Source organism: Streptococcus sp. FSL K6-1323 (genome assembly GCF_038630745.1).
In the GTDB taxonomy this organism is placed as follows: domain Bacteria; phylum Bacillota; class Bacilli; order Lactobacillales; family Streptococcaceae; genus Streptococcus; species Streptococcus salivarius_D.
Window position 1 is genome coordinate 1,220,246 of the sequence record NZ_CP152039.1, and the last position, 23,252, is coordinate 1,243,497.

The 23,252-nt window shown below is 40.0% G+C and carries 23 protein-coding genes and 2 pseudogenes; 10 read left to right on the forward strand and 15 right to left on the reverse strand.

What is annotated here, in order from left to right; all coding sequences use genetic code 11:
• Window positions 1–2: 2 nt before the first annotated feature.
• From NST80_RS05445 to queG, 5 genes are all read right to left on the reverse strand, one after another.
• Window positions 3–485 (reverse strand): 8-oxo-dGTP diphosphatase, encoded by a 483-nt coding sequence (locus NST80_RS05445; protein WP_002885066.1) that lies wholly within the window; start codon window positions 483–485, stop codon window positions 3–5.
• Between the two features lie 154 nt (window positions 486–639).
• Complete coding sequence (ftsX, locus tag NST80_RS05450) at window positions 640–1,569, reverse strand: permease-like cell division protein FtsX (protein ID WP_003092823.1); 930 nt, start codon at window positions 1,567–1,569, stop codon at window positions 640–642.
• Window positions 1,562–2,254, reverse strand: a complete 693-nt coding sequence (gene ftsE, locus NST80_RS05455; RefSeq protein ID WP_002885005.1) for a cell division ATP-binding protein FtsE — start codon at window positions 2,252–2,254, stop codon at window positions 1,562–1,564. The genes ftsX and ftsE overlap by 8 nt, the downstream gene beginning before the upstream one ends.
• A gap of 77 nt (window positions 2,255–2,331) precedes the next feature.
• A protein-coding gene (gene prfB, locus NST80_RS05460; protein WP_096833329.1) for a peptide chain release factor 2 occupies window positions 2,332–3,430 on the reverse strand; the annotation gives its coding sequence in 2 pieces (ribosomal slippage) (window positions 2,332–3,357 and window positions 3,359–3,430; 1,098 coding nt in all).
• Between the two features lie 52 nt (window positions 3,431–3,482).
• Window positions 3,483–4,601, reverse strand: coding sequence for a tRNA epoxyqueuosine(34) reductase QueG (gene queG, locus NST80_RS05465; RefSeq protein WP_118172424.1), 1,119 nt, complete (start codon window positions 4,599–4,601; stop codon window positions 3,483–3,485).
• A 93-nt stretch (window positions 4,602–4,694) separates the two neighbouring features.
• Here queG and NST80_RS05470 point away from each other — a divergent pair, with 93 nt between their 5' ends.
• Entirely contained in the window at window positions 4,695–5,552 is an 858-nt protein-coding gene (locus tag NST80_RS05470) for a metallophosphoesterase (RefSeq protein WP_183138211.1), read from the forward strand.
• A gap of 25 nt (window positions 5,553–5,577) precedes the next feature.
• Here the strand turns inward: NST80_RS05470 and NST80_RS05475 are convergent, their stop codons facing one another.
• The 5 genes and pseudogenes from NST80_RS05475 to NST80_RS05495 all read right to left on the reverse strand — a co-directional run bounded on the left by NST80_RS05475 (window position 5,578) and on the right by NST80_RS05495 (window position 11,429).
• Complete coding sequence (locus tag NST80_RS05475) at window positions 5,578–6,324, reverse strand: NADPH-dependent oxidoreductase (RefSeq protein WP_183138212.1); 747 nt, start codon at window positions 6,322–6,324, stop codon at window positions 5,578–5,580.
• A gap of 109 nt (window positions 6,325–6,433) precedes the next feature.
• Window positions 6,434–9,118 carry a cation-translocating P-type ATPase gene (locus NST80_RS05480; protein WP_183138213.1) on the reverse strand — a complete coding sequence of 895 codons (2,685 nt, stop codon included), beginning with the start codon at window positions 9,116–9,118 and terminating at the stop codon, window positions 6,434–6,436.
• Window positions 9,119–9,382: 264 nt separating this feature from the next.
• Entirely contained in the window at window positions 9,383–9,769 is a 387-nt protein-coding gene (locus NST80_RS05485) for a DUF1934 domain-containing protein (RefSeq protein WP_002884910.1), read from the reverse strand.
• Between the two features lie 24 nt (window positions 9,770–9,793).
• A pseudogene (locus NST80_RS05490) lies at window positions 9,794–10,558 on the reverse strand (nucleoside phosphorylase).
• A gap of 4 nt (window positions 10,559–10,562) precedes the next feature.
• Window positions 10,563–11,429, reverse strand: coding sequence for a GNAT family N-acetyltransferase (locus NST80_RS05495; RefSeq protein ID WP_183138214.1), 867 nt, complete (start codon window positions 11,427–11,429; stop codon window positions 10,563–10,565).
• A 178-nt stretch (window positions 11,430–11,607) separates the two neighbouring features.
• Here NST80_RS05495 and yidA point away from each other — a divergent pair, with 178 nt between their 5' ends.
• Window positions 11,608–12,414, forward strand: a complete 807-nt coding sequence (gene yidA, locus NST80_RS05500) for a sugar-phosphatase (RefSeq protein WP_004182607.1) — start codon at window positions 11,608–11,610, stop codon at window positions 12,412–12,414.
• Window positions 12,414–13,628, forward strand: coding sequence for an aminoacyltransferase (locus NST80_RS05505; protein WP_014633201.1), 1,215 nt, complete (start codon window positions 12,414–12,416; stop codon window positions 13,626–13,628). Before yidA ends, NST80_RS05505 begins: the two co-directional genes overlap by 1 nt.
• Window positions 13,629–13,729: 101 nt before the next feature.
• Here the strand turns inward: NST80_RS05505 and NST80_RS05510 are convergent.
• The 5 genes and pseudogenes from NST80_RS05510 to yycF all read right to left on the reverse strand — a co-directional run.
• A pseudogene (locus tag NST80_RS05510) lies at window positions 13,730–14,006 on the reverse strand (ISL3 family transposase); the annotation flags it as partial.
• Between the two features lie 170 nt (window positions 14,007–14,176).
• Entirely contained in the window at window positions 14,177–14,536 is a 360-nt protein-coding gene (locus tag NST80_RS05515) for a YbaN family protein (RefSeq protein WP_045769141.1), read from the reverse strand.
• A 58-nt stretch (window positions 14,537–14,594) separates the two neighbouring features.
• Window positions 14,595–15,407: an MBL fold metallo-hydrolase gene (locus NST80_RS05520; RefSeq protein WP_013990680.1), complete on the reverse strand. Its 813-nt coding sequence runs from the start codon at window positions 15,405–15,407 to the stop codon at window positions 14,595–14,597.
• A 5-nt stretch (window positions 15,408–15,412) separates the two neighbouring features.
• Entirely contained in the window at window positions 15,413–16,753 is a 1,341-nt protein-coding gene (gene vicK, locus NST80_RS05525) for a cell wall metabolism sensor histidine kinase VicK (RefSeq protein WP_002885062.1), read from the reverse strand.
• Window positions 16,746–17,453 (reverse strand): response regulator YycF, encoded by a 708-nt coding sequence (gene yycF, locus NST80_RS05530; protein WP_002884978.1) that lies wholly within the window; start codon window positions 17,451–17,453, stop codon window positions 16,746–16,748. Before yycF ends, vicK begins: the two co-directional genes overlap by 8 nt.
• 284 nt (window positions 17,454–17,737) lie before the next feature.
• On the opposite strand from yycF, the gene NST80_RS05535 reads away from it, so the two are divergent.
• The 7 genes from NST80_RS05535 (at window position 17,738) to NST80_RS05565 (ending at window position 23,241) form a co-directional block, all read left to right on the forward strand.
• On the forward strand, window positions 17,738–18,505 hold the full coding sequence (locus tag NST80_RS05535; protein WP_038675884.1) for an amino acid ABC transporter ATP-binding protein: 768 nt from the start codon (window positions 17,738–17,740) through the stop codon (window positions 18,503–18,505).
• A gap of 9 nt (window positions 18,506–18,514) precedes the next feature.
• A complete protein-coding gene (locus NST80_RS05540; protein ID WP_013990682.1) occupies window positions 18,515–19,348 on the forward strand; it encodes a transporter substrate-binding domain-containing protein in 834 nt (277 codons plus the stop codon).
• Between the two features lie 17 nt (window positions 19,349–19,365).
• On the forward strand, window positions 19,366–20,064 hold the full coding sequence (locus NST80_RS05545; RefSeq protein WP_002886251.1) for an amino acid ABC transporter permease: 699 nt from the start codon (window positions 19,366–19,368) through the stop codon (window positions 20,062–20,064).
• 11 nt (window positions 20,065–20,075) lie between these two features.
• Window positions 20,076–20,726 (forward strand): amino acid ABC transporter permease, encoded by a 651-nt coding sequence (locus NST80_RS05550; protein WP_045769140.1) that lies wholly within the window; start codon window positions 20,076–20,078, stop codon window positions 20,724–20,726.
• Between the two features lie 186 nt (window positions 20,727–20,912).
• Window positions 20,913–21,680, forward strand: coding sequence for an amino acid ABC transporter ATP-binding protein (locus NST80_RS05555; protein ID WP_038675884.1), 768 nt, complete (start codon window positions 20,913–20,915; stop codon window positions 21,678–21,680).
• 11 nt (window positions 21,681–21,691) lie between these two features.
• Complete coding sequence (locus NST80_RS05560; protein ID WP_111686600.1) at window positions 21,692–22,525, forward strand: transporter substrate-binding domain-containing protein; 834 nt, start codon at window positions 21,692–21,694, stop codon at window positions 22,523–22,525.
• A gap of 17 nt (window positions 22,526–22,542) precedes the next feature.
• The gene (locus NST80_RS05565; protein ID WP_014633207.1) at window positions 22,543–23,241 is read left to right on the forward strand and encodes an amino acid ABC transporter permease; all 699 of its coding nucleotides are present in this window, start codon (window positions 22,543–22,545) and stop codon (window positions 23,239–23,241) included.
• Window positions 23,242–23,252: the final 11 nt, after the last annotated feature.

Below are 23,252 nucleotides of genomic sequence, written 5' to 3' on the forward strand. Positions count from 1 at the left end.
CCCTATTTATCATAAAAGGTTACAGTCTTGTCTACTAAATTTTGGTTACGATCATAGACAAATTTTGCAGAGAAGAAAGGCTTATCTTCAAGAATCCACTTGAAGATCTCGTAGTCACCTTCCCAAGTTGGTTTAGATAAGACCTCATCATAAGGTACCCATTCAAGCGTTCCTTCACGAGACTCCTCATCTGAGATGAGTTCTCCTTCAAAACCAGTTACCTTAAAGACATAGGTATACCAATCATGACCGGGGGTAAATTCTGGAAAGGTAATCATCCCTTTAAAATCCATCTCAGTCACTGTAAAATGGGTTTCCTCGAGAATTTCACGACGAGCACATTCGTCAGGCGTTTCTCCCGCTTCTAGTTTTCCCCCAACAGAAATCCACTTTCCTTCATGAACATCATTAGGCTTTTTATTACGATGTAGGAGCAAAAGCTCCTTTCCATTGTCAATATAACAAATGGTAGCTAACTTTGTCATAATGCATCTCTTTTCCAATGTTTTTTAAATATTATACCAAATATGGGATTGGATTTGGGCTTTGAGCAAACGATTTTGAGATATAGTTGAAAATCTGCTTTCTGATTCTCTTGACAAACAAAAAGAGAACCAATTTGGTTCTCCTTTAATCTCTTTAGTATTTCAAATAACGGCGCATTGCCATACGTGACCCAATCGAACCGATAATGATACCGACTGCAAAGAGGGTTCCGATAACCGCATAGACAAACCACTCTGGATCATACATCGAAATACCACCTTTGACAAAATCAGGGTTCAAAGATGAGTAAACCATGTGATACAAAAGATAAATCAGTCCTGAAGGAATGATAGCACCAAGTGCACCAATCCAAGCGCCTTCCATCAAGTAGGGACGACGAATATATGAATTCTTGGCACCTACCAAACGCATGATTTGAATTTCAGTCGCACGGGACATAATGGTAATACGGATGGTATTTGAAATCAATAGGACAGCCACAATCGTTAAGAGAGCTGTAGCAATGATGCCCCAGAACTGAACACGTTTCATAGTAGACATCAGAATTTCGGTATCTGACCCACCAAAGTTAGCATTATCAACGCCCTGAATGGCTTTAGCTTCCTTAGCAACTCGACTGACATCATCTGGTGATTTCGTTTGAACGATGTAAACATCTGATAGTGGGTTAGCATCCCCAGTCGCTGTCTCGAAACTTGACCCCATTGTTTCAATGAGTTGTTTCTTTTGTTCTTCTTTGCTAGAGAAGGTAACCTTATCTACACCTTTGATTTTGGTCAAAGCATCATAAATCTTATGGTAGTCTTTATTAGCTACAATCTGTCCAGAAAGTTCCTTAACTGTTTTCGAGGCATCTGATGAATCTGGATCCAGGTAGACATTGACCTGAATATTCTTTTCAATATCTGAAGCCAATTTCTGTGTATTTAAGATAACAGAGCCAAAGACACCTAAAAGTGAAAGAACAATCATTACCGAAAATACTGCCGTAAGTGTCGACAACAAATTACGTTTGAGATTCTTAATCGATTCTCCTAAATGGCGGAAAAAGCGTCTAATCATGGTAACCGTACTCTCCTTCCTCTTCATCACGAACAATACGTCCTTCTTCAATCGCTACGACACGATGACGAAGGTTATTAACGATAGTTGAGTTATGGGTCGCCATTATAATGGTAGTCCCTTGCAAGTTAATACGTTCAAGGACCTGCATAATTTCCCAAGAAATTTCTGGGTCCAGGTTCCCTGTTGGTTCATCCGCAATCAACACTTTTGGATTATTTACAATAGCACGCGCAATAGCGACACGCTGTTGCTCACCACCAGACAATTGATTTGGAAATGAACGCATCTTGTGTTTAAGACCAACCAACTCGAGTACTTCTGCCACTCGTTTCTTGATATGACGAGGTTTCTCACCAATAACTTCCATGGCATAAGCAACATTTTCAAAAGCTGTTTTCTTTGGAAGGAGTTTATAATCCTGGAAAACAACTCCAATGGAACGTCTCAAGAGTGGAACGTCTTTCTTACGAAGTCGAGTTAAATCAAACTCTCCAACCTTCATAGAACCACTCGTTAATTTTTCTTCTTGGTAGAACAAGCGAATTAAACTTGATTTACCAGCACCAGAAGGGCCGACTAAGTAAACAAACTCACCAGAGTTAACAGACAAATCAATGTGTCTAAGGGCTGTTGTTGACTTATCATACTTCTTAGTAACATCTTTTAATTCAATAAGAGCCATAATGTCAGTATTCAACTACTACAGTAGCTGAACGCCTTCCTTTCATTGAGATAGAGTATAAAATAAGTATGTTATTACTATTCTTCCATGCGCCACTTGAGGTAGGCATCGATGAAGCCTTCAATATCTCCATCCATTACCTTATCAACCTGGGCAACTTCATAGCCTGTACGGTGATCTTTAACCATGGTATATGGCGTGAAAACGTATGAGCGAATTTGACTTCCCCAAGTGATTTCTTTCTTATCACCCTTCAAAGCATTCACTTCTTCTGCTTTCTTTTCTTGCTCCATTTGATAGAGTTTAGCTTGAAGCATTTTCATCGCACGGTCGCGGTTCCCATATTGTGTACGGTCAACCGTTGAAGCAACAACAATACCAGTTGGAATATGGGTCAAACGCACACCAGTTGAAACCTTGTTGACGTTCTGACCACCAGCACCACCTGAACGGAATGTATCCATCTTGATATCATCATCACGAATCTCAACTTCAATGGTATCATCTAATTCAGGCATAACTTCCACAGATGTGAATGAGGTATGACGACGTTTGGCAGAGTCAAATGGTGAAATACGAACCAAACGGTGGACACCCATTTCTGACTTGAGGAAACCATAAGCATTAGGTCCTTCAAAAGCAAGGGTTACAGATTTGATTCCAGCCTCATCACCAGCCTGATAATCCAAAGTCTCAACCTTGAAACCTTTGGCATTTCCATAACGTTGGTACATACGGAGCAACATATCAGCCCAGTCCTGAGCTTCTGTACCACCAGAGCCTGGGTGAATTTCCAGAATGGCATTGTTATGGTCATATGGTTCAGACAAGAGCAGTGTCATCTCGTAACTTGTCATAATCTTATCAAGTTTTTCGAGCGTTTCTTCCAGCTCTTCTTGAACACTATCATCTTCTTCCAACATTTCTAAATAAAGCTCTGTTTCATCAGAGAGTTCTTGCATATTGTTGAAAGTTTCGTATTTCATTTTGAGCTCATTTAACTCTTGTGAAGTTTTTTGAGCTGCAATATTATCATTCCAAAAATCTGGCTCAGTCATTCGGTTTTCAAGGAGCGCAATGTCCTCTTCCAAACGATCTAAGTCAAAGAGACCTCCCGAAGCTCACGAGCTTCTCTTGATTTTCAGAGATTTTTTGGCGAATTTCTGCCACTTCCATGGATAGGTTTCCTCCATTTTATAGTATTATGCTTAATTCTAGCATAAATCACTTAAATTTGCCATTTTGCACACACAAGCTCCCACTCGGCTTGGGATTCTTCATCCTTAGGTGACAATTCCCTCATATAGTCTAACATAGCCTCATCGGGCTTCTTAACAATCTCACCGAGAGCCCAAATGGCAGTCGCCGTGTGAATGGGATTATTATTCTTATCGATAATCTCCATCAGTTTGACAATAGCATTCCGGTCATGTAAGTTGGCCAAGGCAATAATGGCATTACGTTGAAGAATATTCTTTCCTCGCCATGAACCGGCAATCATACCAAATTTCTCCTTAAAGGACTTATTGGTCAGCTCTAAAAATGGAAGCAATTCGGGCATAGCAAGCTCAGGATCAATATCTGAAGCCAGTGGATTGTCGATACCTCTGTTATATGGACAGGAAATCTGACAAATGTCACAACCATAGATAACAGTCTTGATCTTCTTTCGAAACTCCATATCCATCATCCCCTTATCTTGGGTTTGGAAGGATAGGCAACGACGAGCATTCATGGTCCCATCGCCAATGAGACAAGATGTCGGACAGGCATCCAAACAACGACGACAATCCCCACATCCATAGTCTACTTCATGATCAGGTTTTATCTCTAGATTAGTGATAAGCTCACCGAGATACATGTAGGAGCCGTATTCTTTTGAAATCACTAGTCCATTCTTTCCGATAAAACCTATTCCAGCTCGCTTGGCCACTGCTGTATCGACCAAGGCTCCAGTATCCACCATACCTTTATATTCGAAGTTTTCCGTCAGTTTTTCAATGCCTTCTGCCAAGCGTTTTAGTTTGTCCTGCAAAACATAGTGATAATCTAGGCCCCATGAATTTGGAGTGATTTTGCCCCGCTTAAATTCTGTTTTTTGGGGCTGTTGCGGCAACTTATGTGGATAGGCAACTGCAATGGAAATGATGGTTTTAGCTGATTCCAAGGTCAACTTAGGATAAATACGCTCTTCAATATTTTTATGTTCAAACCCTGTTGTCCGCCCTTCTTCGACACCAAGTCGAAGGGATTTCTCCAGATATGCGAAATCATCAGCGGTTGTAAAACCAATTTTTGAGATGCCAATTTCCTTGGCCATCTTTTGTATTTCTAACTTGATATCCATATTCTTATCATAATGAAAATGTAGTCCAAGGGCAAGTATTTTCCATCATCTTCATTTAGAGACAAGCCTTAACCTTTTTGTTACAATGTTTTTATGACAAGACTTGCAGTAATGAGTGATTTACATATTGATTTGAATCACTTTGAAACATATGAAATCGATACTCTAATAAAGTGCCTAAAAGATCAAGAAGTTAGCCATCTCCATATCGCTGGTGATATTTCTAACCATTATTATGCTGACACAAAACCTTTCCTACGAAAACTGTCCAAGGCGGTCAAGGTTACCTATAATTTAGGCAATCATGATATGCTTGATTTAGATGATGAGATTATTGATAATCTTGATTTTCAGGTGATTGATTTAGGAACTAAGACCTTATTGGCTTTTCATGGGTGGTATGATTATTCCTATTCTGATGAAAAATTGGATAAGATTCTTAAACGTAAGAAGCAACTCTGGTTCGACCGACGACTTAAGCGTTTAGGTACTGATCCGGAAATCTGTCAAACTAGTCTCAAGAAGCTAGATAATATCTTAAGTGAATTAAACACTCGTAACCTTATAGTTGCCATGCATTTTGTTCCTCATAGCCGTTTCACCATGACGCACGAACGTTTTAAACCTTTTAACGCTTATTTAGGATCTGAACAATTCCATCAGATTTTCATCAAACATGGTGTTAAAGATGTTGTTTTTGGTCATGCCCACCGCAGTTATGGCACGGTAACTATTGACGATGTAACCTATCACTCGCGTCCTCTTGGATACCGACGAGAATGGGACTTAACCATTGACTTTGTTTCCAATCACCCTGAACTCAATCCTACTGGAACATGGAACCTATCCAAGCGTTACAACCTAGTCAAGAAACGACAAGAGTTTTTAGAGTATGAAAAAAAGGAACTAGCAAATGAGTTCCTTTCATCCATGACACTATTTGATTTGTAGAACGACTCTTATGGGAGTCGTTTTTTTAGTCGATGAAAAATCCCTGTTTTTGAAGATCCTTCAAGGTATTAGCACGATTGGCAACGGATTTATCCATGGTCTTAGCAATCTGAGTCGTAAATTCATCAACCCGATTATTTAAATCGCGGAGGTCGTAATACTCATGGACTTCAGCATCGTAATCTTTTAGCTCCTCCAAAGGATTTTCCAAATCCTGATAATAATTTTCCATATAGATGACGTGACGTGGCAAACGAGGTTTTAGCTGTGGTTCCTGATATGGCCAACCAACTGCTAGGCCTACTGCAGGATAGACATACTTAGGCAGTTTGAGAAGCTCCGAAAGCTTGGCATTATCATTCAAGATACTACCCAAATAAACTGTTCCCATACCTAAACTCTCAGCAGCTACTACCACATTTTGAGCAGCAATCATTGCATCTGAGAAAGCCGAGATAAAGCGTTCGGGACTACCTTGCACCAAGGCTTCAGCACCCTTTGCCTCTGCAATCAAAGTATTACGTCTTTGGTCTACAACAAATACAAAAAGATGCCCAGCATTTGGAATATAAGACTGATTCGCAATTTCAGCAATTTCTTCCTTCAATTTTTGATCAGTAATACTGATAATCGAATAGGACTGTCTAAAATTACTAGTTGCCGTATGTCTGGCAACATCAACCAGAAGGTCAACTTCTTCCTGTGTCAAAGCTAGAGGTTTAAATTGACGGATGCTACGGTGATTGAGTTGTGTCTTAATAGTCTCGTTCATGGCCTTCTCCTTAACTTGTGATCATTTCTCTTCAATTATAAACAAGACTCCCCCTTAATTCAAGATGTGATAAGAAAAAGCCAGAGACCATTATCTCTGACTTTATGTTTTAAATAGCGTCTTTATCCTTACCAAGGGCACGTTGAATAGCTTTGACTAATTCAACCAATACCACAATCAAGAAGGAACCTACAATAACCGCAAGCCATTGTGTCAGACTAAGGTGTGACACATGGAAAAGGCTATTAAATCCAGGAACTACGATAGTTGCCATCAACAGAACGAAGGCTACTGGAATTGCCCAGTTGAAAGTCTTGTTTCTAAAGAGACCAACTTTAAAGACTGATTGATAAACTGATTTAACGTTAAAGGCATGGAGCAACTGGATTAATCCAAGTGTGGCAAAGGCCATTGTAAGGGCATCCGCATGAATTTCTGCTTGCGTATGGTGCTCTGGGAAGGCAAGGCCCCAACCATATACTGCAAGAACAAGGATAGTTTGGAAAACACCTTGATACATAATCGCTCCGAAGACACCACCATCAAAGAAGTTTGATTGGCGACCACGAGGTTTGTGAGTCATAATACCTGGTTCAGCTGGCTCAACCCCAAGTGCGATAGCTGGAAGGGTATCAGTGACTAGGTTAATCCAGAGAAGGTGTACTGGTTGAAGCACATCCCAACCAAACAGTGTGGCAAAGAAGATAATGAAGACTTCTGCCATGTTGGCTGACAAGAGGTATTGGATTGATTTTTGAATATTTGAGAAGACCTTACGTCCTTCTTCTACGGCAACGATAATTGTCGCGAAGTTATCATCGGCAAGAACCATATCTGAAGCTCCCTTAGAAACCTCTGTACCTGTGATTCCCATACCGATACCGATATCAGCTGTCTTAAGTGAAGGCGCATCATTAACCCCATCACCTGTCATGGCAACAACCTTGCCATCATTTTGCCAAGCCTTGACGATACGAACCTTGTGTTCAGGAGACACACGCGCATAGACAGAGTACTGTTTGAAGACTTTTTGGAATTCTTCATCAGAAAGCTCATTAAGCTCAGCTCCAGTAAAGACATGATCTTCTGTATCATTTGGGTCGATGATACCAAGACGCTTAGCGATTGCTTCTGCTGTATCTTGGTGGTCACCTGTGATCATGATTGGACGAATCCCCGCTTCTTTAGCGACACGGACAGCCTCTGCTGCTTCTGGACGTTCTGGGTCAATCATACCTACCAAACCTGAGAAAATCAAATCAGACTCAACAACTGCAGATTCCAAGGTAGGAATGTCATTCGTTATCTTATAAGCCATCATCAAGACACGAAGGGCTTGTTTAGCCAAGTCTTTGTTGGTAGCAAGAATAGCTTTCTTATCTTCTTCTGTGATGGGGCGAACTTCCCCATTGACTTCAATACGTGTCACACGTTTGAGCAATTGGTCAGGCGCACCCTTGACAGCGATAAAGTAAGAACCGTCTGCTTCCTTATGGATGGTAGACATAAGCTTACGGTCAGAGTCAAATGGCAATTCTGCCACACGAGGCTCTGATTTCAAGACGTCACGCACATCAAAATTATGGTCCAAACCAAATTGAACAAGGGCTGTTTCGGTTGGATCACCGATTAGTTTACCATCTGGGTCTACCTTAGTATCATTGGCAAAGTTCATAATACGAAGGGTTGTATTGTCAGCACCAAGTTCCGTAGCAGCGCTTTGCAATTGACCGTTTGTATAGACTTTTTCAACAGTCATTTGGTTCATGGTTAAGGTACCAGTCTTATCAGATGCGATAATTTCTGTTGAACCAAGGGTTTCAACAGCTGGCAATTTACGAACAATCGAATTGCGCTTAGCAAGGCTCGTTGTCCCAAGTGACAAAAGAATGGTTACAATGGCAGGTAAACCTTCAGGAATCGCTGCAACGGCAAGAGCAACGGCAACCATCAAGCCTTCAAGAGGCTGTTCGCCACGAATGAAGACACTAACCAAGAATGTCACCAAGGCAATAGCGACAATAAGATAGGTCAAGGTCTTAGACAGTTGCTCCAAGCTTTGTTTCAATGGCGTTTGTGATTCGTCCGCATTAGCCAGCATATCGGCAATCTTACCGACCTCTGTATACATACCGGTATTGGTTACAACTCCTGTACCACGACCATAAGTAACGTTAGAATTTTGATAACCCATATTTACACGGTCACCGATACCTGCTTCTGCTTCAACTGTCTCAGTAACGTCCTTTTCAACTGGTACAGATTCACCGGTAAGGGCTGCTTCTTCAATCTTAAGTGAGGCAGCTTCGAGCAAGCGCATATCCGCAGGAACAACATCACCAGCTTCAAGCAAGACGATGTCTCCAGGAACCAATTCGCGTGAATCAATTTCAACGACATGCCCATCACGACGCACACGAGCCATAGGACTAGACATGTTTTTGAGGGCTTCAATAGCCGCTTCTGCTTGACCTTCTTGATACACACCAAAGGCTGCATTCAAAACAACAACGGCTAAAATAATGCAGGCATCCGTCAAACCATGCATACCTTCTGTAATAACAGAAAGGGCGGCGGCGACAAGCAAGATGATAATCATCAAATCTTTAAACTGATCGATGAATTTTGACAAGAGGCTGCGTTTTTCACCTTCATCCAACTCGTTATAGCCATAGGCATCTAAACGTTCCTTGGCTTGTGCAGTAGACAAACCATCAACAGAAGTGTCCAAGTTTTTTAGGACTTCTTCCTCTCCTTGTGTGTAAAACAAGGCTTTATTTTGTTCTTTAGACAAAATAATCTCCTCCTTCTATATAGGGAAAAATGGCTAACAAGACTCTTTTCATATAAAAAATCATACAAAAAGAGACTTGTTTAATAAAAAACAAGTCTCGCTGTTTAAGAATATGCCGGAAATGTAAAATTTCGTAATGACGACATAATCGCAACTGTTAATCAAATCTCATGATTACAGTCACCTGCTACTCCCTTATTTGTACTAAACATTTTATCATAAATTATTCTTTATTCAAGCAAAATGATTCTATTTTTTCAAAAATTAAAACCAAGAAACTTCTAATTCATAATCAGCAAAAACGTCTTCTGTTTCTGGATGTTTCAATTGATAATGAATATCAACTGTCTGTCCATTCGGGTCATGGGCAAATAGACTAGTGTCTGTCAGAAAATGCTGGGTACCAAGCGGTGTCGGAATGTGGACCAAGGCAGGTACTTTAGCAGAAAAACGCATGATGGATTTAGGATTAGAAAAGCGTGTCATCACTAGCTCATCCTGATTCAACTTAATAACCACTTTTTCTTTCTCGGAATTATGATGAACAAGATAGGTATAATCCCCTTTTTCCATAACCTCACAAGTGTGGATTTCTTCGATAATCTCCGTTTGATCCCCTACTTTAATTTTGTTTTTTATTTTTATTTCCATTGATTACTCCTTTTCTTTCTATACTTATTTTTCCAACTCTAATGCGATACTGACAGCAATCTCGAAGAAAGTCATTACATCTGTCTTTCTCTCTTCATGTCTAGCATCCCACTCATGATTGTGATGATCAACATAGTCAGCCGTGTAGAAAAACTGATAAACATTGGCTTGTCGATATTGGGCCTAGGCCATGATAGCCGAAGATTCCATATCTACAACTTTCGCTCCTGCTTCAAGTCTTCGTTTTACCTTAGCAGCTGTTTCACGATAGAAGGCATCTGTCGTCCAAACTTTGGTCCGAATGTGCTCAATACCAGATTTGTTCAAAGCGTTCTCTATGGTTAAGAGCAAAGTTTCGTCATAAGCTATCTCATCACTTGCAGGAGCGTAATGGTAACTTGTACCTTCATCACGTAGAGCTGAACTTGGTATAATAATTTTATCTGCTTGAATTGACTGATCTAGAACTCCGCAAGAGCCCAAAACGATAAAGTTGTTAAAGCCTCTCGCTTTGAGTTCTTCTAAGAAACCCACAACCATTGGAGCTCCAATAGTAGCCATAGCAACTGCAAGTTTAAATCCATCTACTTCATAGATATACCATGGATATTTGCTATTTAGGTTGGTGAGATAACCACCTTCATAGACTCCGTCTATCTGCTTTACTCGTTCAAGGATTTCTCCATTAAAAGACAGAATAATAGTATCACAGATTTCTCCACCACTAATAAGGCTTCGATCAGTTGGCTCTATCACAGCAGGTACATTTTCAAATTCTTCTAATAACATGTAATCATTCTTTCTGCTTCAAGTAAACCACCTGGGTTTGTTTGACAAAGCCAATCTTTTGATACAAGCGTTTGGCAACTACATTGCTATCTTCCACTGCAATTTGGAAGAACTTGTCATTTTGCGCAATGAGTTGGTTGACGACTGATTTTGCTAAATAGCTTCCATAGCCTTGGCCACGATAGGCTTCTGCTACGGCAAGTCCATAAAGGTAGTTGTTATTCCCAGATAAATCGACCGTACAAACTCCAATGACCTGAGCTTCTTTGAGAAGGATGTAAAGTAGGCCATCGGAATCCTTCAAGGCCTCTGTAATGTATCTGCGACTTGCTTCAAGTGTTTCCTCTGCATCAGAAAAGGCTTGCTGGTGGAATTGGGCAATTTCATCTAGGTAAGAAGGTTCAGCTAAGAGCACCTTGACATCTGAACGGGAATCCAGAGCATATGGTGTTCTATCTCGCCCTAGCCAGGTTTCCGTCTCTTCATCCTCAACCAAACCCCAATGACTTGCCAAATCAGGATGATGATCGAGAAAAACACGCTCCGTCTGAAAGGTCACTGAGCGAATAGGGTAAGATGCCATTTCTTTTTCAAAGCTTCTATACATCGCACGCGCAATACCATGACGACGATAACTAGGGTCCACTAGGATGCTCACTTCAACGTCTTCGTTATCCGCATAAACCGTTAACAACCCAAGCAACTTTCCTTCTTGATAATAGAGGAAAAAGGCTGGCATGATGGGGTCAAAATTAAGCATATTGGAGAGATAGGGTTCTCGAAAGGTTTGATCATGGGCTTGGCAGCTAGCAATCAATGCTTTTGCTGCCTTCCGTTCTTGCTCCGTCAATTGGTTGGTTACTCGAATCACTTTATCTCTCCTTTATTTGTCTGACCTTATTTTACCAATTAAAAAGCATTTGGGCAATTCTCACCTAATCTACTTCTTTAAAGTAGGCAATATGTTTTTTCTCATGACGAACTATGACAAATCATTTAAATTTTAGTAGAATAGAAGAGAAATTAACTAAACGAAACAGGTAATTATTATGTCTATTAAACTTATTGCTGTTGATATTGATGGAACGCTTTTAAATAGCCAACGTCAAGTTACACCTGAAGTCTTTCAAGCGATTCAAGATGCTAAAGCTGCTGGTGTAAAGGTTGTCATCGCGACTGGTCGTCCCATTCCTGGAGTACTTCCACTTCTTGAAGAACTCAACCTCAACCAAGACGGAGACTATGTCATCACTTTTAATGGTGGTCTTGTCCAAGAAACTTCTACCGGTAATGAATTGATTCGTGAGACACTCTCATACGAAGACTACCTTGACATTGAGGTTTTGGCTAACAAGCTTGGTGTTCATTCTCACGCCATTACTAAAGATGGTATCTACACAAGTAATCGCAACATTGGACGCTATACAGTTCATGAGTCTACCCTTGTTCATATGCCAATTTACTATCGTACACCTGAAGAGGTAGCTGACAAGGAATTCGTTAAGGCCATGTATATCGATGAACCTGAAATTCTTGATGTAGCCATTGCCAAACTTCCACAGGAATTTTATGACCGCTTTACCATTGTAAAATCAACACCATTTTATCTAGAAATTCTTAAGAAAACAGCCAACAAAGGGATTGCTGTAACCCATCTTGCTGAAAAACTCGGTCTTTCGAAAGAAGAAACTATGGCTATCGGTGATGAAGAAAATGACCGTGCTATGCTTGAAGTCGTTGGCTCTCCTGTTGTTATGGAAAATGGTAATCCAGAATTGAAGAAAATTGCGAAACACATCACAAAATCAAATGATGAATCTGGTGTTGCTTACGCTATTAGAAAGTGGGTATTGTAATGTATAGTTATAAAATTGGAATTTCTGCTGAAGAACATGATCACTTTGTAAAAAACAGTGACCAAGTTAATCTTTTACAGAGCAGTAATTGGGCTAAAATTAAGGACAATTGGAATAATGAGCGAATCGGATTTTATAAAGATGGCAGACTAGTAGCAACTGCATCTATTCTAATACGTACGCTTCCTCTAGGTCTGACTATGCTCTACATTCCGCGTGGTCCAATAATGAACTACTCTAATATAGAATTAGTGACTTTTGTTATTGATTCTCTTAAAAAAATTGCAAAAACAAAACGTGCACTTTTTATTAAATTTGACCCATCCCTTATTCTCAAATCTTACCTCATTGGTGAGAATGTTGAAGAAAATATTAATACACTAAAAACAATAGAAATCTTACAAAAATGTGGTGCCGAATGGACAGGTCGGACCCAAAACATTTCCCAGAGTATTCAACCACGCTATCAGGCTAATGTTTATACAAAGGAGAATATTATTAATACTTTTCCTAAACACACAAAGCGTTTAATAAAAGATTCTGATAAACGTGGTGTTCAAACTTATCGAGGAACAATTGATGATCTCAAAGCATTCTCTAATGTTATTGCACTTACCGAATCTCGTAAAGGGGTTTCCCTCCGAAATGAGGAATATTTCAGAAAGTTAATGAAAATATATGGTAATGATGCTTATCTTCATCTAGCAAAAGTTAATCTACCCAAGCGTTTGGAGCAGTACAAAGCTCAGTTAATTGAAATTCAAGATAACCTTTCTGAAACTTCAGATAATCAAAAGAAACGTTTGAAAAAATTGAAACAGCAAGAGACATCTATAAAAAAATATATCACTGAGCTCGAAGATTATGTAAAAGATTATGATAAGGAACTAGTTATTGCAGGTATTTTATCAATAAAATTTGGTAATACAATGGAAATGCTCTATGCTGGGATGAATGAAGATTTTAAGAAGTTCTACCCACAGTATAAGCTATATCCTAGAGTTTTTGAAGATGCATATAATGACAACATTATATGGGCCAATATGGGAGGAGTTGAGGGTAGTCTTGATGACGGTCTAACAAAATTCAAGTCTAACTTTGCCCCTCATATCGAGGAATTTATCGGTGAATTTAATATTCCTGTAAATAAAGTATTATATAGAGTTTCAAATTTTGTATACGAACTTCGCAAAAAACTCCGAAACAAACATTAAAAACATTGCCAAAATTATTTAATCATTTTGGCAAAGAAACATTTTCTGTCTAACTTTTTTAAGGGTAGATCATCTTGCGGGTGGTTTGCTCTTCAACTAAATGTCTCTGCTACAGTTACTCTCTTACATCCTTTACACTGGGAACAGCGTTCCTTAAGACGTAGTAGTGTTGGAGTCCCAACTTGTTCGAGAAGAGTTTAGGAAGGACTTTGAAAGTCATATTTTCTCATCTTTCCTTGGTAATGAGAATAAAGTGGTGCAAGGCAATTAAGTTTTGCATGAATCTCGATGTGAGTATCAGTTTCAAAAACAAGTGAAATAATGATGTTAGGATCTTTAAATTCCGATTAATTCTGTAGTTTTCTTAATAAGTCTCATAAGTTCTTCCTAATGATGGTTTGGTCGCTTTTCATTATAGTTCTTATGGGACTTTTTGTGTACACTCAAAAAGCACTATAATCTCTGCAATAGTTCAACCCACTACAGAAATTATAGTGCTAATTAATTTTTGTATCTTCCATCTTAGAAGTCTCATTTTTGATGATAACTTAGTCTTTATCAGGAATAACCTTAAAGAGATAATAAGTGATGAAGACCGTCAGGCAAAAGAGTCCGATTTTCACCCAAAGGATAGGTGCAAAAAAGATTGAGATTCCCATCAAAACATAGATTTGGATGATAATCTTTTTCTTTCGTTCTTTGGCAATTGATTTGGTTTCTCGAAAATCGGCTACATAACTTTGATACAGCTTAGTATGATATAACCATTTCTCAAAACGTTTGGAACTTCTAGCAAAGCAAGCAATGGCTAAAAGTAGAAAAGGTGTTGTGGGTAAGATAGGGAGGGGAATCCCAAGAATTCCCAAACCGAGCGAGACAAACCCTAACGAGAGATAAATTACTTTCATAAATACATTCCTTTTAAAGAGCTGCACTAAACGCATTAGTGCAGCTCTTCTGCTATTTTTAAATGTCTGTCAGTGGAGTCGCTGTATCTGGTGAGGTATCATAAACTTTAAAGTCAGTTCCAACACCAAAGTCAGCACGTGCCAACTGATTTTCCATCGTCATGTGGGCCAACTCCTTGATATTATTTTCTTTGGAAAGGTGACCCAAGTAGATTTTTTTAGTTTTATTACCAATGGTACGAATCATAGCATCCGCTCCATCTTCATTACACAAGTGACCTTGATCAGAGAGGATACGTTGCTTGGTCGACCAAGGATATGAACCTGCTCTAAGGATTTCAACATCATGATTGGACTCAATCAGATAGCCATCGGCATTCTCAATAATACCTGCCATACGATCAGAAACATAACCCGTATCCGTCAACATGACGAAACTCTTTCCATCTTTCATAAAGCGATAGAACTGTGGATCAATAGCATCGTGACTAACTCCAAAAGACTCAATATCAATGTCTCCAAAGGTCAGAAGCTTATCACGAGAAAAAACATGTTTCTGGCTATTATCAATCTTGCCAAGCATATTTTTACTATCCATAATCTGCCAGGTTTTCTCGTTGGCGTAGATATCCATGCCATATTTACGAGCTAAAACGCCTACACCATGGATGTGATCCTTGTGTTCATGCGTTACTAAGATTGCATCCAAATCACTCGGATCACGATCAATCTCAGCTAGCAAACTTGTGATTTTCTTACCAGACAAACCAGCATCTACAAGAATCTTCTTCTCTGGAGTTTCCAAGTAAAAGGAATTACCAGTTGACCCTGAAGCCAAAATACTATATTTAAACCCTAAATCTGAGGTCATTTTTACTACATCTCCCATTCATCAACCATCATGGCATCCTTGTCATATGGAAGCACAATTGTAAAAGTTGAACCCTTACCATACTCACTCTTAGCCCAAATAAAGCCCTTATGTTGTTTAATAATTTCTTTTGCAATAGACAAGCCTAGACCAGTTCCACCCTGGGCACGACTTCTTGCCTTATCAACACGGTAAAAACGGTCGAAAATCAAAGGCAAATCTTTCTTAGGAATACCCAAACCTTGGTCAGAAATAGAAACAATCAACTGCGAATCAGTTGTCTTCATAGACACTGTAATCTTACCACCATCAGGCGAATACTTGATGGCATTATTAAGAATATTATCCACGACCTGGGTCATCTTATCTGTATCAATCTCCACCCAAATTGAGTTTACAGGATAATCGCGAATGATTTCGTAAGTTTTACCTGTATTGGTTTCTTGACTCTTAATCTGATCAAAACGATTCAAGATATAGGTCATGAAGGCTGTGAAATTAGTCATTTCAACGTCAAGTTGGGTACTCTTATTGTCAATACGAGACAGTGCCAAGAGGTCAGAAATCATTCGCATCATACGATTGGTCTCATCCAAAGAAACTTTGATAAAGTTAGGAGCAATCTCTTCATCGAGAGCTCCATCATCAAGTGCCTCCAGATAGGATTTTACAGAAGTCAAAGGTGTACGCAACTCATGACTAACGTTTGAGACGAAAAGTCGGCGTTCACGCTCTTCTTTTTCCTGCTCAGTAGCATCATGAAGAACGGCAACCAAACCTGAGATAAAACCTGATTCTTTACGAATAAGGGCAAAATTAACACGTAAGGTCACAAACTCATCGTTGGCATCTCGACGTGACAAATGAATTTCAGGAGTCTTAGAGAGCAATTCACTATAAGTATAGGGATTTTCGCCATCTAATAAATCTAAAATGGACATCTGTGTCGCTGTTTCATAATCTAGATTCAACAAACGCTGAGCTGTGCTATTAATCATGGTAATCTGACCACGACGATTTGTCGCAATAACCCCATCACTCATGTAAGAAAGGACTGATGATAAGCGGTTTTTTTCCTGGGCTAGATTTTCATGCGTCAAACGAAAGACATCCGATAAATCATTCAAGCTGTCAGCTAGCTCTAAAAGCTCTGGATCACCCTTTAAGCGTAACTCCTCGTTATAGTTACCTGCCATTAAGGACTTGACCCTCTTGGTCAACTTTCGAATATTTTTGACTCGTCGATAATCACGATATGCAAGAAAAATAAAGTAGAAAGCCACAAAGAGGAGCGTAAAGAGTAAGGCTAGTTCAAAGCTTGTGATGTTTAAGCCAATACTAGTCATAATTCTTCATATAATAACCAACACCACGACGCGTCAAAATATATTCAGGACGACTAGGTGTATCTTCAATTTTTTCACGGAGACGACGAATGGTTACGTCAACCGTACGAACATCACCAAAATAGTCATAACCCCAAACAGTTTCAAGTAAATGCTCACGCGTCATCACTTGTCCCATGTGAGTTGCCAGATGGAAAAGCAACTCAAATTCACGGTGTGTGAGCTCGACTTCATTTCCACGTTTTTTAGCAACAAACGCATCTGGAACAATAATCAACTCACCAATTGAAATCTCCTGCTTACCAGAGTTAGAGCTTTCTTCTGCTGCTGTTTCAATAGTCTCTGTACGACGCAAGTGAGCTTTGATACGTGCCAACAATTCACGATTAGAAAATGGTTTCGTCACATAGTCGTCCGCCCCAATTTCTAGCCCGATAACCTTATCAAACTCGCTATCCTTAGCGGAAAGCATGATAATCGGTGTGTGACTTGTCTTTCGAATTTCCTTAGCAACTTCTAAACCATCTAGTTCAGGCAACATCAAGTCCAGGATGACCAAGTCTGGCTTTTCAGCTTCAAACTGCTCCAAAGCTTCACGACCATCAAAGGCTGTAACCACTTCATAACCTTCTTTAGTTAGATTAAACTTGATGATATCCGAAATCGGTCTTTCATCATCAACAACTAGAATTTTTTTCATATAAACACCTCATCGGTTTCCTTAAGTCATTCAATTTGTAAAGTAGAAAACTTTACGTATCAAACATATTATACCAAAAAATAGGTTAAGGACCAAGTTTCTACTATAGATATTGAGCTGATATACAAGCTTTCCTTCTTTTTTGAGATACCTTTGCTATGTGTAATCGGTTAAAAGGCGAACATTATGATTGAATTTTCAAACATTTTTGACATTTTCCTATATCTATAGTAAAATACACTCTTGTTGTTACATATATTAATGTAAAATTTTAGGAGGCTCTTATGGCACTTATTGAATTTAAAAATGTCAATAAATATTACGGAGATTATCATGCACTTCGTGACATCAATCTAGAAATTGAAAAAGGACAAGTTGTGGTTCTCTTGGGACCTTCTGGGTCTGGGAAATCTACCCTTATCCGTACAATCAATGCCTTGGAATCCATCGATAACGGTACGCTTATCGTTAACGGACATAATGTGACGGAAGCTTCTGCCAAAGACTTGGTAGAATTGCGTAAGGAAGCGGGGATGGTATTCCAGCACTTTAACCTCTACCCGCATAAAACCGTTCTTGAAAATGTAACCTTGGCACCAATCAAGGTTCTTGGAATCAGTAAGGCAGACGCCGAAAAGACTGCTGAAAAATTCCTTCGCTACGTTAACATGTGGGACAAGAAGGATTCATACCCTGGTATGCTTTCTGGTGGGCAAAAACAACGTATCGCTATTGCCCGTGGTCTTGCCATGAATCCTGAGCTCTTGCTCTTTGACGAACCAACGTCAGCCCTTGACCCAGAGACTATCGGTGACGTGCTTGCGGTTATGCAAAACCTTGCCAAAGGTGGCATGAACATGGTTGTCGTAACCCACGAAATGGGCTTTGCCCGCAGTGTGGCTGACCGTATCATTTTCATGGCTGAAGGTCAAGTTCTTGTAGACACTACGGATGTGGATGGTTTCTTCGACAATCCAACTGAACCCCGTGCGGTTCAATTCCTTTCTAAGATTATCGACCACAACTCTGATCGTGTCCAAGTGGACGCCTAAGGAGGACTTATGTTAATCAAGAAACTTAGTCGCATTTTAGCTATCTCTGTTATAGCTTTTGTAGCAGTTCTCCTCTGGAACACTAAAAGTAGTCAGGCAGATGAAAGCAGTAAACTACTCAATAGTGCTGCAATTCAAAAAATTGTCAAAAAAGGGACTCTAAACGTTGGTGTCAAACAGGATGTCCCAAACTTTGGTTACTACTCAGCCAAAACTAATACCTATCAAGGTATAGAAATTGACCTCGCTAAGAAAATCGCCAAAGAACTTAAGGTTAAGGTGAATTTTACAGCGGTTACCCCACAAACTCGTGAAGCCCTTATGGACAACGGGACTATTGACATGCTTATCGCTACTTATACCATTACAGATGAGCGTAAGGCTTCATATGCCATGTCAACTCCTTACTACTACGACCAGATCGGTTTCCTCGTTCAAACCAAATCTGGCTATAAGAAACTTTCTGACCTAAACGGTAAAACTATTGGAGTGTCTCAAGGGTCATCTGCCAAAGCTGCTGTTGAAGAGTACGCTTCAGCTAATAACCTTAAGTTTGACTACGTTCAACTCGGATCTTATCCTGAGTTAGCCGTATCACTCTATGCTTACCGTATTGACGCTTTTGCTGGTGATAAATCAATCTTGTCAGGTTACGAAAGTGATAAAACCAAGATCCTTGATGAAGGTTTCAAAACACAAGAATACGGTATTGCCTCAAGCAAGTCTAACCAAGAGTTGATTGATTATACCAACGATTTGATTGCTAAATGGCAAAAAGATGGTAGTCTTCAAAAACTCTACGATAAGTATCACTTGAAACCAGCTAAGGCTGAAGATAAATAGAAAGGAGTCCTGAATTTATGTATCTTTTAACTGAAACAGCTAGTCCTTTCGCTCTTGAACGTTGGGCTGCTTTCTTCGCTAACTTTGGGCAATTTGCTAAAGGTTTCTTTTACACCCTCGGTATTTCAATTGGTGCCTTGATTGTTGCCCTTCTTCTTGGGCTCATCTTTGGAGCTATGAGTTCAACTCATAACAAGGTTCTCCGTGGCATCTCACGTGTGTATGTTGAAATCTTCCAGAACACACCCTTGCTCGTGCAATTTGTGGTTGTCTTCTATGGGATTTCAATCTTGACTGATGGTCATGTCATGATTCCAATTTCATTGACAGCTATCCTTTGTGTGGGTGTCTACACAGGAGCCTATATCTCTGAAATTATTCGTACAGGTATCGAGGCGGTTCCTAAAGGTCAAACCGAAGCGGCTTTGTCTCAAGGATTCACCTACGCTGATACCATGCGTATCATCATCTTGCCTCAAGCCGTGCGTACTATCTTGCCACCATTGACCAACCAAGTGGTTAACTTGATTAAGAATACTTCTACAGTTGCCATCATTTCTGGGGCCGATATCATGTTCACGGCTAAGGCTTGGGCTTATGATACCACTAACTATGTGCCGGCCTTTGCTGGGGCTGCCTTCCTCTACTTTATCATGTGTTTCCCTCTAGCTACTTGGGCACGTCGTAAAGAAGAAGAGAATAAGAAAGCTTACTAAGGAGGTCCACTATGTCAGATGTTTTATCAGCTACTAACCTTAAATTCTTGGCACAAGGGATGTGGACGACTCTTTACTTGTCTTTCTTCATCATCGTGCTATCTACCCTGTTCGGAACAATTCTGGCAGTGATGCGTAACGGAAAGAATCCTATCCTTCGTTGGATAGCTTCTATCTACGTTGAGTTCGTCCGTAACGTTCCTAACTTGCTTTGGATTTTCATCATTTTCTTGGTCTTCCAACTCAAGTCAACTGCTGCAGGGATTACCTCTTTCACGGTCTTTACCTCTGCTGCCTTGGCGGAAATCATTCGTGGGGGACTGAACTCTATCGACCATGGCCAAACGGAAGCCGGCTTGTCTCAAGGATTTAACAACAAACAAATTTTTATTTACATCATCTTCCCACAAGCTATTCGTAAGATGTTACCATCTATCATTTCTCAATTCGTAACAGTTATCAAGGATACTTCTTTCCTTTACTCTGTTATCGCCTTACAAGAATTGTTTGGTAAGAGTCAGATTTTGATGGGTGGTTACTACGAACCTAGTCAAATCTTTACCTTATACGGTATTGTGGCTTTAGCTTATTTCGTGGTTAACTTTGCCATCTCTAGCTACTCTCGCTACCTCTCTAAACAATGGGAGCAAGCTAGTGAATAAAATAAAAACTCACCTACGGGTGGGTTTTTGTTTTTCTCATATTTATATCAAAAAATGATTAATTATTTAGTAAAAACCGAACGTTTTGAAAGAATATTCGGAATTTTTTGACTTTCGACTTTACTTATGCTAAAATTCAATATATGTTAGAAAAGCTAACAAGTAAATCCATTATAGGAGGCTCTTATGGCACTTATTGAATTTAAAAATGTTAATAAATATTACGGAGACTATCATGCACTTCGTGATATCAATCTAGAAATTGAAAAAGGACAAGTTGTGGTTCTCTTGGGCCCTTCTGGATCAGGGAAATCTACCCTTATCCGTACAATCAATGCCTTGGAATCAATCGATAACGGTACACTTATCGTTAATGGACATAATGTGACGGAAGCTTCTGCCAAAGATTTGGTTGAGCTTCGTAAGGAAGCGGGGATGGTTTTCCAACACTTTAACCTTTACCCTCACAAAACCGTTCTTGAAAATGTAACCTTGGCACCTATCAAGGTTCTTGGAATCAGTAAGGCAGACGCCGAAAAGACTGCTGAAAAATTCCTTCGCTACGTTAACATGTGGGACAAGAAAGATTCTTATCCAGGCATGCTTTCTGGTGGGCAAAAACAACGTATCGCTATTGCCCGTGGTCTTGCTATGAACCCTGAGCTCTTGCTCTTTGACGAACCAACGTCAGCTCTTGACCCAGAGACTATCGGTGACGTGCTTGCGGTTATGCAAAACCTTGCCAAAGGTGGTATGAACATGGTTGTCGTAACCCACGAAATGGGCTTTGCCCGCAGTGTGGCTGACCGTATCATTTTCATGGCTGAAGGTCAAGTTCTTGTAGACACTACGGATGTGGATGGTTTCTTCGACAATCCAACTGAACCTCGTGCAGTTCAATTCCTTTCTAAGATTATTGACCACAACTCTGATCGTGTCCAAGTGGATGCCTAAGGAGGTTGCCTATGATTTTCAAAAAAATCTTACGTTACCTAACTGTTGCAAGCTTGGCAATTCTCACTATTTTTCTTATCTCGAGTCACAAGACTAAGGCGGAAGACACTAGTAAGCTTCTTGATAGTAAAGCAGTCCAAAAGATTGTTAAGCGAGGGACACTCAATGTCGGCGTGAAGCAAGACGTTCCTAACTTTGGTTACTATTCTGCTAAGACTAATACCTACGAAGGTATGGAAGTTGATCTTGCTAAGAAGATTGCTGATGAGTTAAAAGTTAAAGTGAATTATATCCCAGTAACGACGCAAACTCGTGAACCACTTATGGATAACGGTACTATCGACTTGCTTATCGCTACCTATACCATCAATGATGAACGTAAGGCTTCTTACGCCATCTCAACTCCTTACTACTATGACCAAATCGGTTTCTTGGTTCTTAAGGATTCAGGGATTAACAAAATCTCAGATTTGAATGGTAAGACTATCGGTGTTTCTCAAGGTGCGTCAACAAAGGCTGCCTTGCAGGAATATGCCTCAGCCCATAACCTTAAGTTCAACTACGTTCAACTCGGTTCTTTCCCAGAATTGGCTGTATCTCTTTATGCTCACCGTGTAGATGCTTTCTCAGTTGATAAATCTATCCTCTCTGGATATGAAAGCAAGAAAACTAAAACCTTAAAAGAAGGTTTCAAAACACAAGAGTACGGTATCGCCTCAAGCAAGTCTAACCAAGAATTGATTGATTATACCAACGATTTGATTGCTAAATGGCAAAAAGATGGTACCCTTCAAAAACTTTACGATAAGTATCACTTGAAACCAGCTAAGGCTGAAGATAAATAGAAAGGAGTCCTGAATTTATGTATCTTTTAACTGAAACGGCTAGTCCTTTCGCTCTTGAACGTTGGGCTGCTTTCTTCGCTAACTTTGGGCAGTTTGCCAAAGGTTTCTTTTACACCCTTGGCATTTCAATTGGTGCCTTGATTGTAGCTCTTCTTCTTGGGCTCATCTTTGGGGCTATGAGTTCGACTCATAACAAGGTCCTTCGTGGCATTTCACGTGTTTATGTCGAAATCTTCCAGAACACACCCTTGCTCGTGCAATTCGTGGTTGTCTTCTATGGGATTTCAATCTTGACTGATGGCCATATCATGATTCCAATTTCATTGACAGCTATCCTTTGTGTAGGGGTCTACACAGGAGCCTATATCTCTGAAATTATTCGTACAGGTATCGAGGCGGTTCCTAAAGGTCAAACCGAAGCGGCTTTGTCTCAAGGATTCACCTACGCTGATACCATGCGTATCATCATCTTGCCTCAAGCAGTCCGTACTATCTTGCCACCATTGACCAACCAAGTGGTTAACTTGATTAAGAACACTTCAACAGTTGCTATCATTTCTGGGGCGGATATCATGTTCACTGCTAAGGCTTGGGCTTATGATACCACTAACTATGTGCCGGCCTTTGCTGGGGCTGCCTTCCTCTACTTTATCATGTGTTTCCCTCTAGCTACTTGGGCACGTCGTAAAGAAGAAGAGAATAAGAAAGCTTACTAAGGAGGTCCACT

Excerpts from the sequence above, each read along its gene's own strand:
- vicK (WP_002885062.1), bottom strand. The coding sequence starts at position 16,753 with ATGACTAGTATTGGCTTAAACATCACAAGCTTTGAACTAGCCTTACTC.
- NST80_RS05520 (WP_013990680.1), bottom strand. The coding sequence starts at position 15,407 with ATGACCTCAGATTTAGGGTTTAAATATAGTATTTTGGCTTCAGGGTCA.
- NST80_RS05555 (WP_038675884.1), top strand. The coding sequence starts at position 20,913 with ATGGCACTTATTGAATTTAAAAATGTTAATAAATATTACGGAGACTAT.
- NST80_RS05515 (WP_045769141.1), bottom strand. The coding sequence starts at position 14,536 with ATGAAAGTAATTTATCTCTCGTTAGGGTTTGTCTCGCTCGGTTTGGGA.
- queG (WP_118172424.1), bottom strand. The coding sequence starts at position 4,601 with ATGGATATCAAGTTAGAAATACAAAAGATGGCCAAGGAAATTGGCATC.
- NST80_RS05485 (WP_002884910.1), bottom strand. The coding sequence starts at position 9,769 with ATGGAAATAAAAATAAAAAACAAAATTAAAGTAGGGGATCAAACGGAG.
- NST80_RS05535 (WP_038675884.1), top strand. The coding sequence starts at position 17,738 with ATGGCACTTATTGAATTTAAAAATGTCAATAAATATTACGGAGATTAT.
- ftsX (WP_003092823.1), bottom strand. The coding sequence starts at position 1,569 with ATGATTAGACGCTTTTTCCGCCATTTAGGAGAATCGATTAAGAATCTC.
- NST80_RS05475 (WP_183138212.1), bottom strand. The coding sequence starts at position 6,324 with ATGAACGAGACTATTAAGACACAACTCAATCACCGTAGCATCCGTCAA.
- NST80_RS05540 (WP_013990682.1), top strand. The coding sequence starts at position 18,515 with ATGTTAATCAAGAAACTTAGTCGCATTTTAGCTATCTCTGTTATAGCT.
- NST80_RS05565 (WP_014633207.1), top strand. The coding sequence starts at position 22,543 with ATGTATCTTTTAACTGAAACGGCTAGTCCTTTCGCTCTTGAACGTTGG.
- NST80_RS05560 (WP_111686600.1), top strand. The coding sequence starts at position 21,692 with ATGATTTTCAAAAAAATCTTACGTTACCTAACTGTTGCAAGCTTGGCA.
- ftsE (WP_002885005.1), bottom strand. The coding sequence starts at position 2,254 with ATGGCTCTTATTGAATTAAAAGATGTTACTAAGAAGTATGATAAGTCA.
- NST80_RS05505 (WP_014633201.1), top strand. The coding sequence starts at position 12,414 with ATGTATAGTTATAAAATTGGAATTTCTGCTGAAGAACATGATCACTTT.
- NST80_RS05445 (WP_002885066.1), bottom strand. The coding sequence starts at position 485 with ATGACAAAGTTAGCTACCATTTGTTATATTGACAATGGAAAGGAGCTT.
- NST80_RS05470 (WP_183138211.1), top strand. The coding sequence starts at position 4,695 with ATGACAAGACTTGCAGTAATGAGTGATTTACATATTGATTTGAATCAC.
- NST80_RS05550 (WP_045769140.1), top strand. The coding sequence starts at position 20,076 with ATGTCAGATGTTTTATCAGCTACTAACCTTAAATTCTTGGCACAAGGG.
- yycF (WP_002884978.1), bottom strand. The coding sequence starts at position 17,453 with ATGAAAAAAATTCTAGTTGTTGATGATGAAAGACCGATTTCGGATATC.
- NST80_RS05545 (WP_002886251.1), top strand. The coding sequence starts at position 19,366 with ATGTATCTTTTAACTGAAACAGCTAGTCCTTTCGCTCTTGAACGTTGG.
- yidA (WP_004182607.1), top strand. The coding sequence starts at position 11,608 with ATGTCTATTAAACTTATTGCTGTTGATATTGATGGAACGCTTTTAAAT.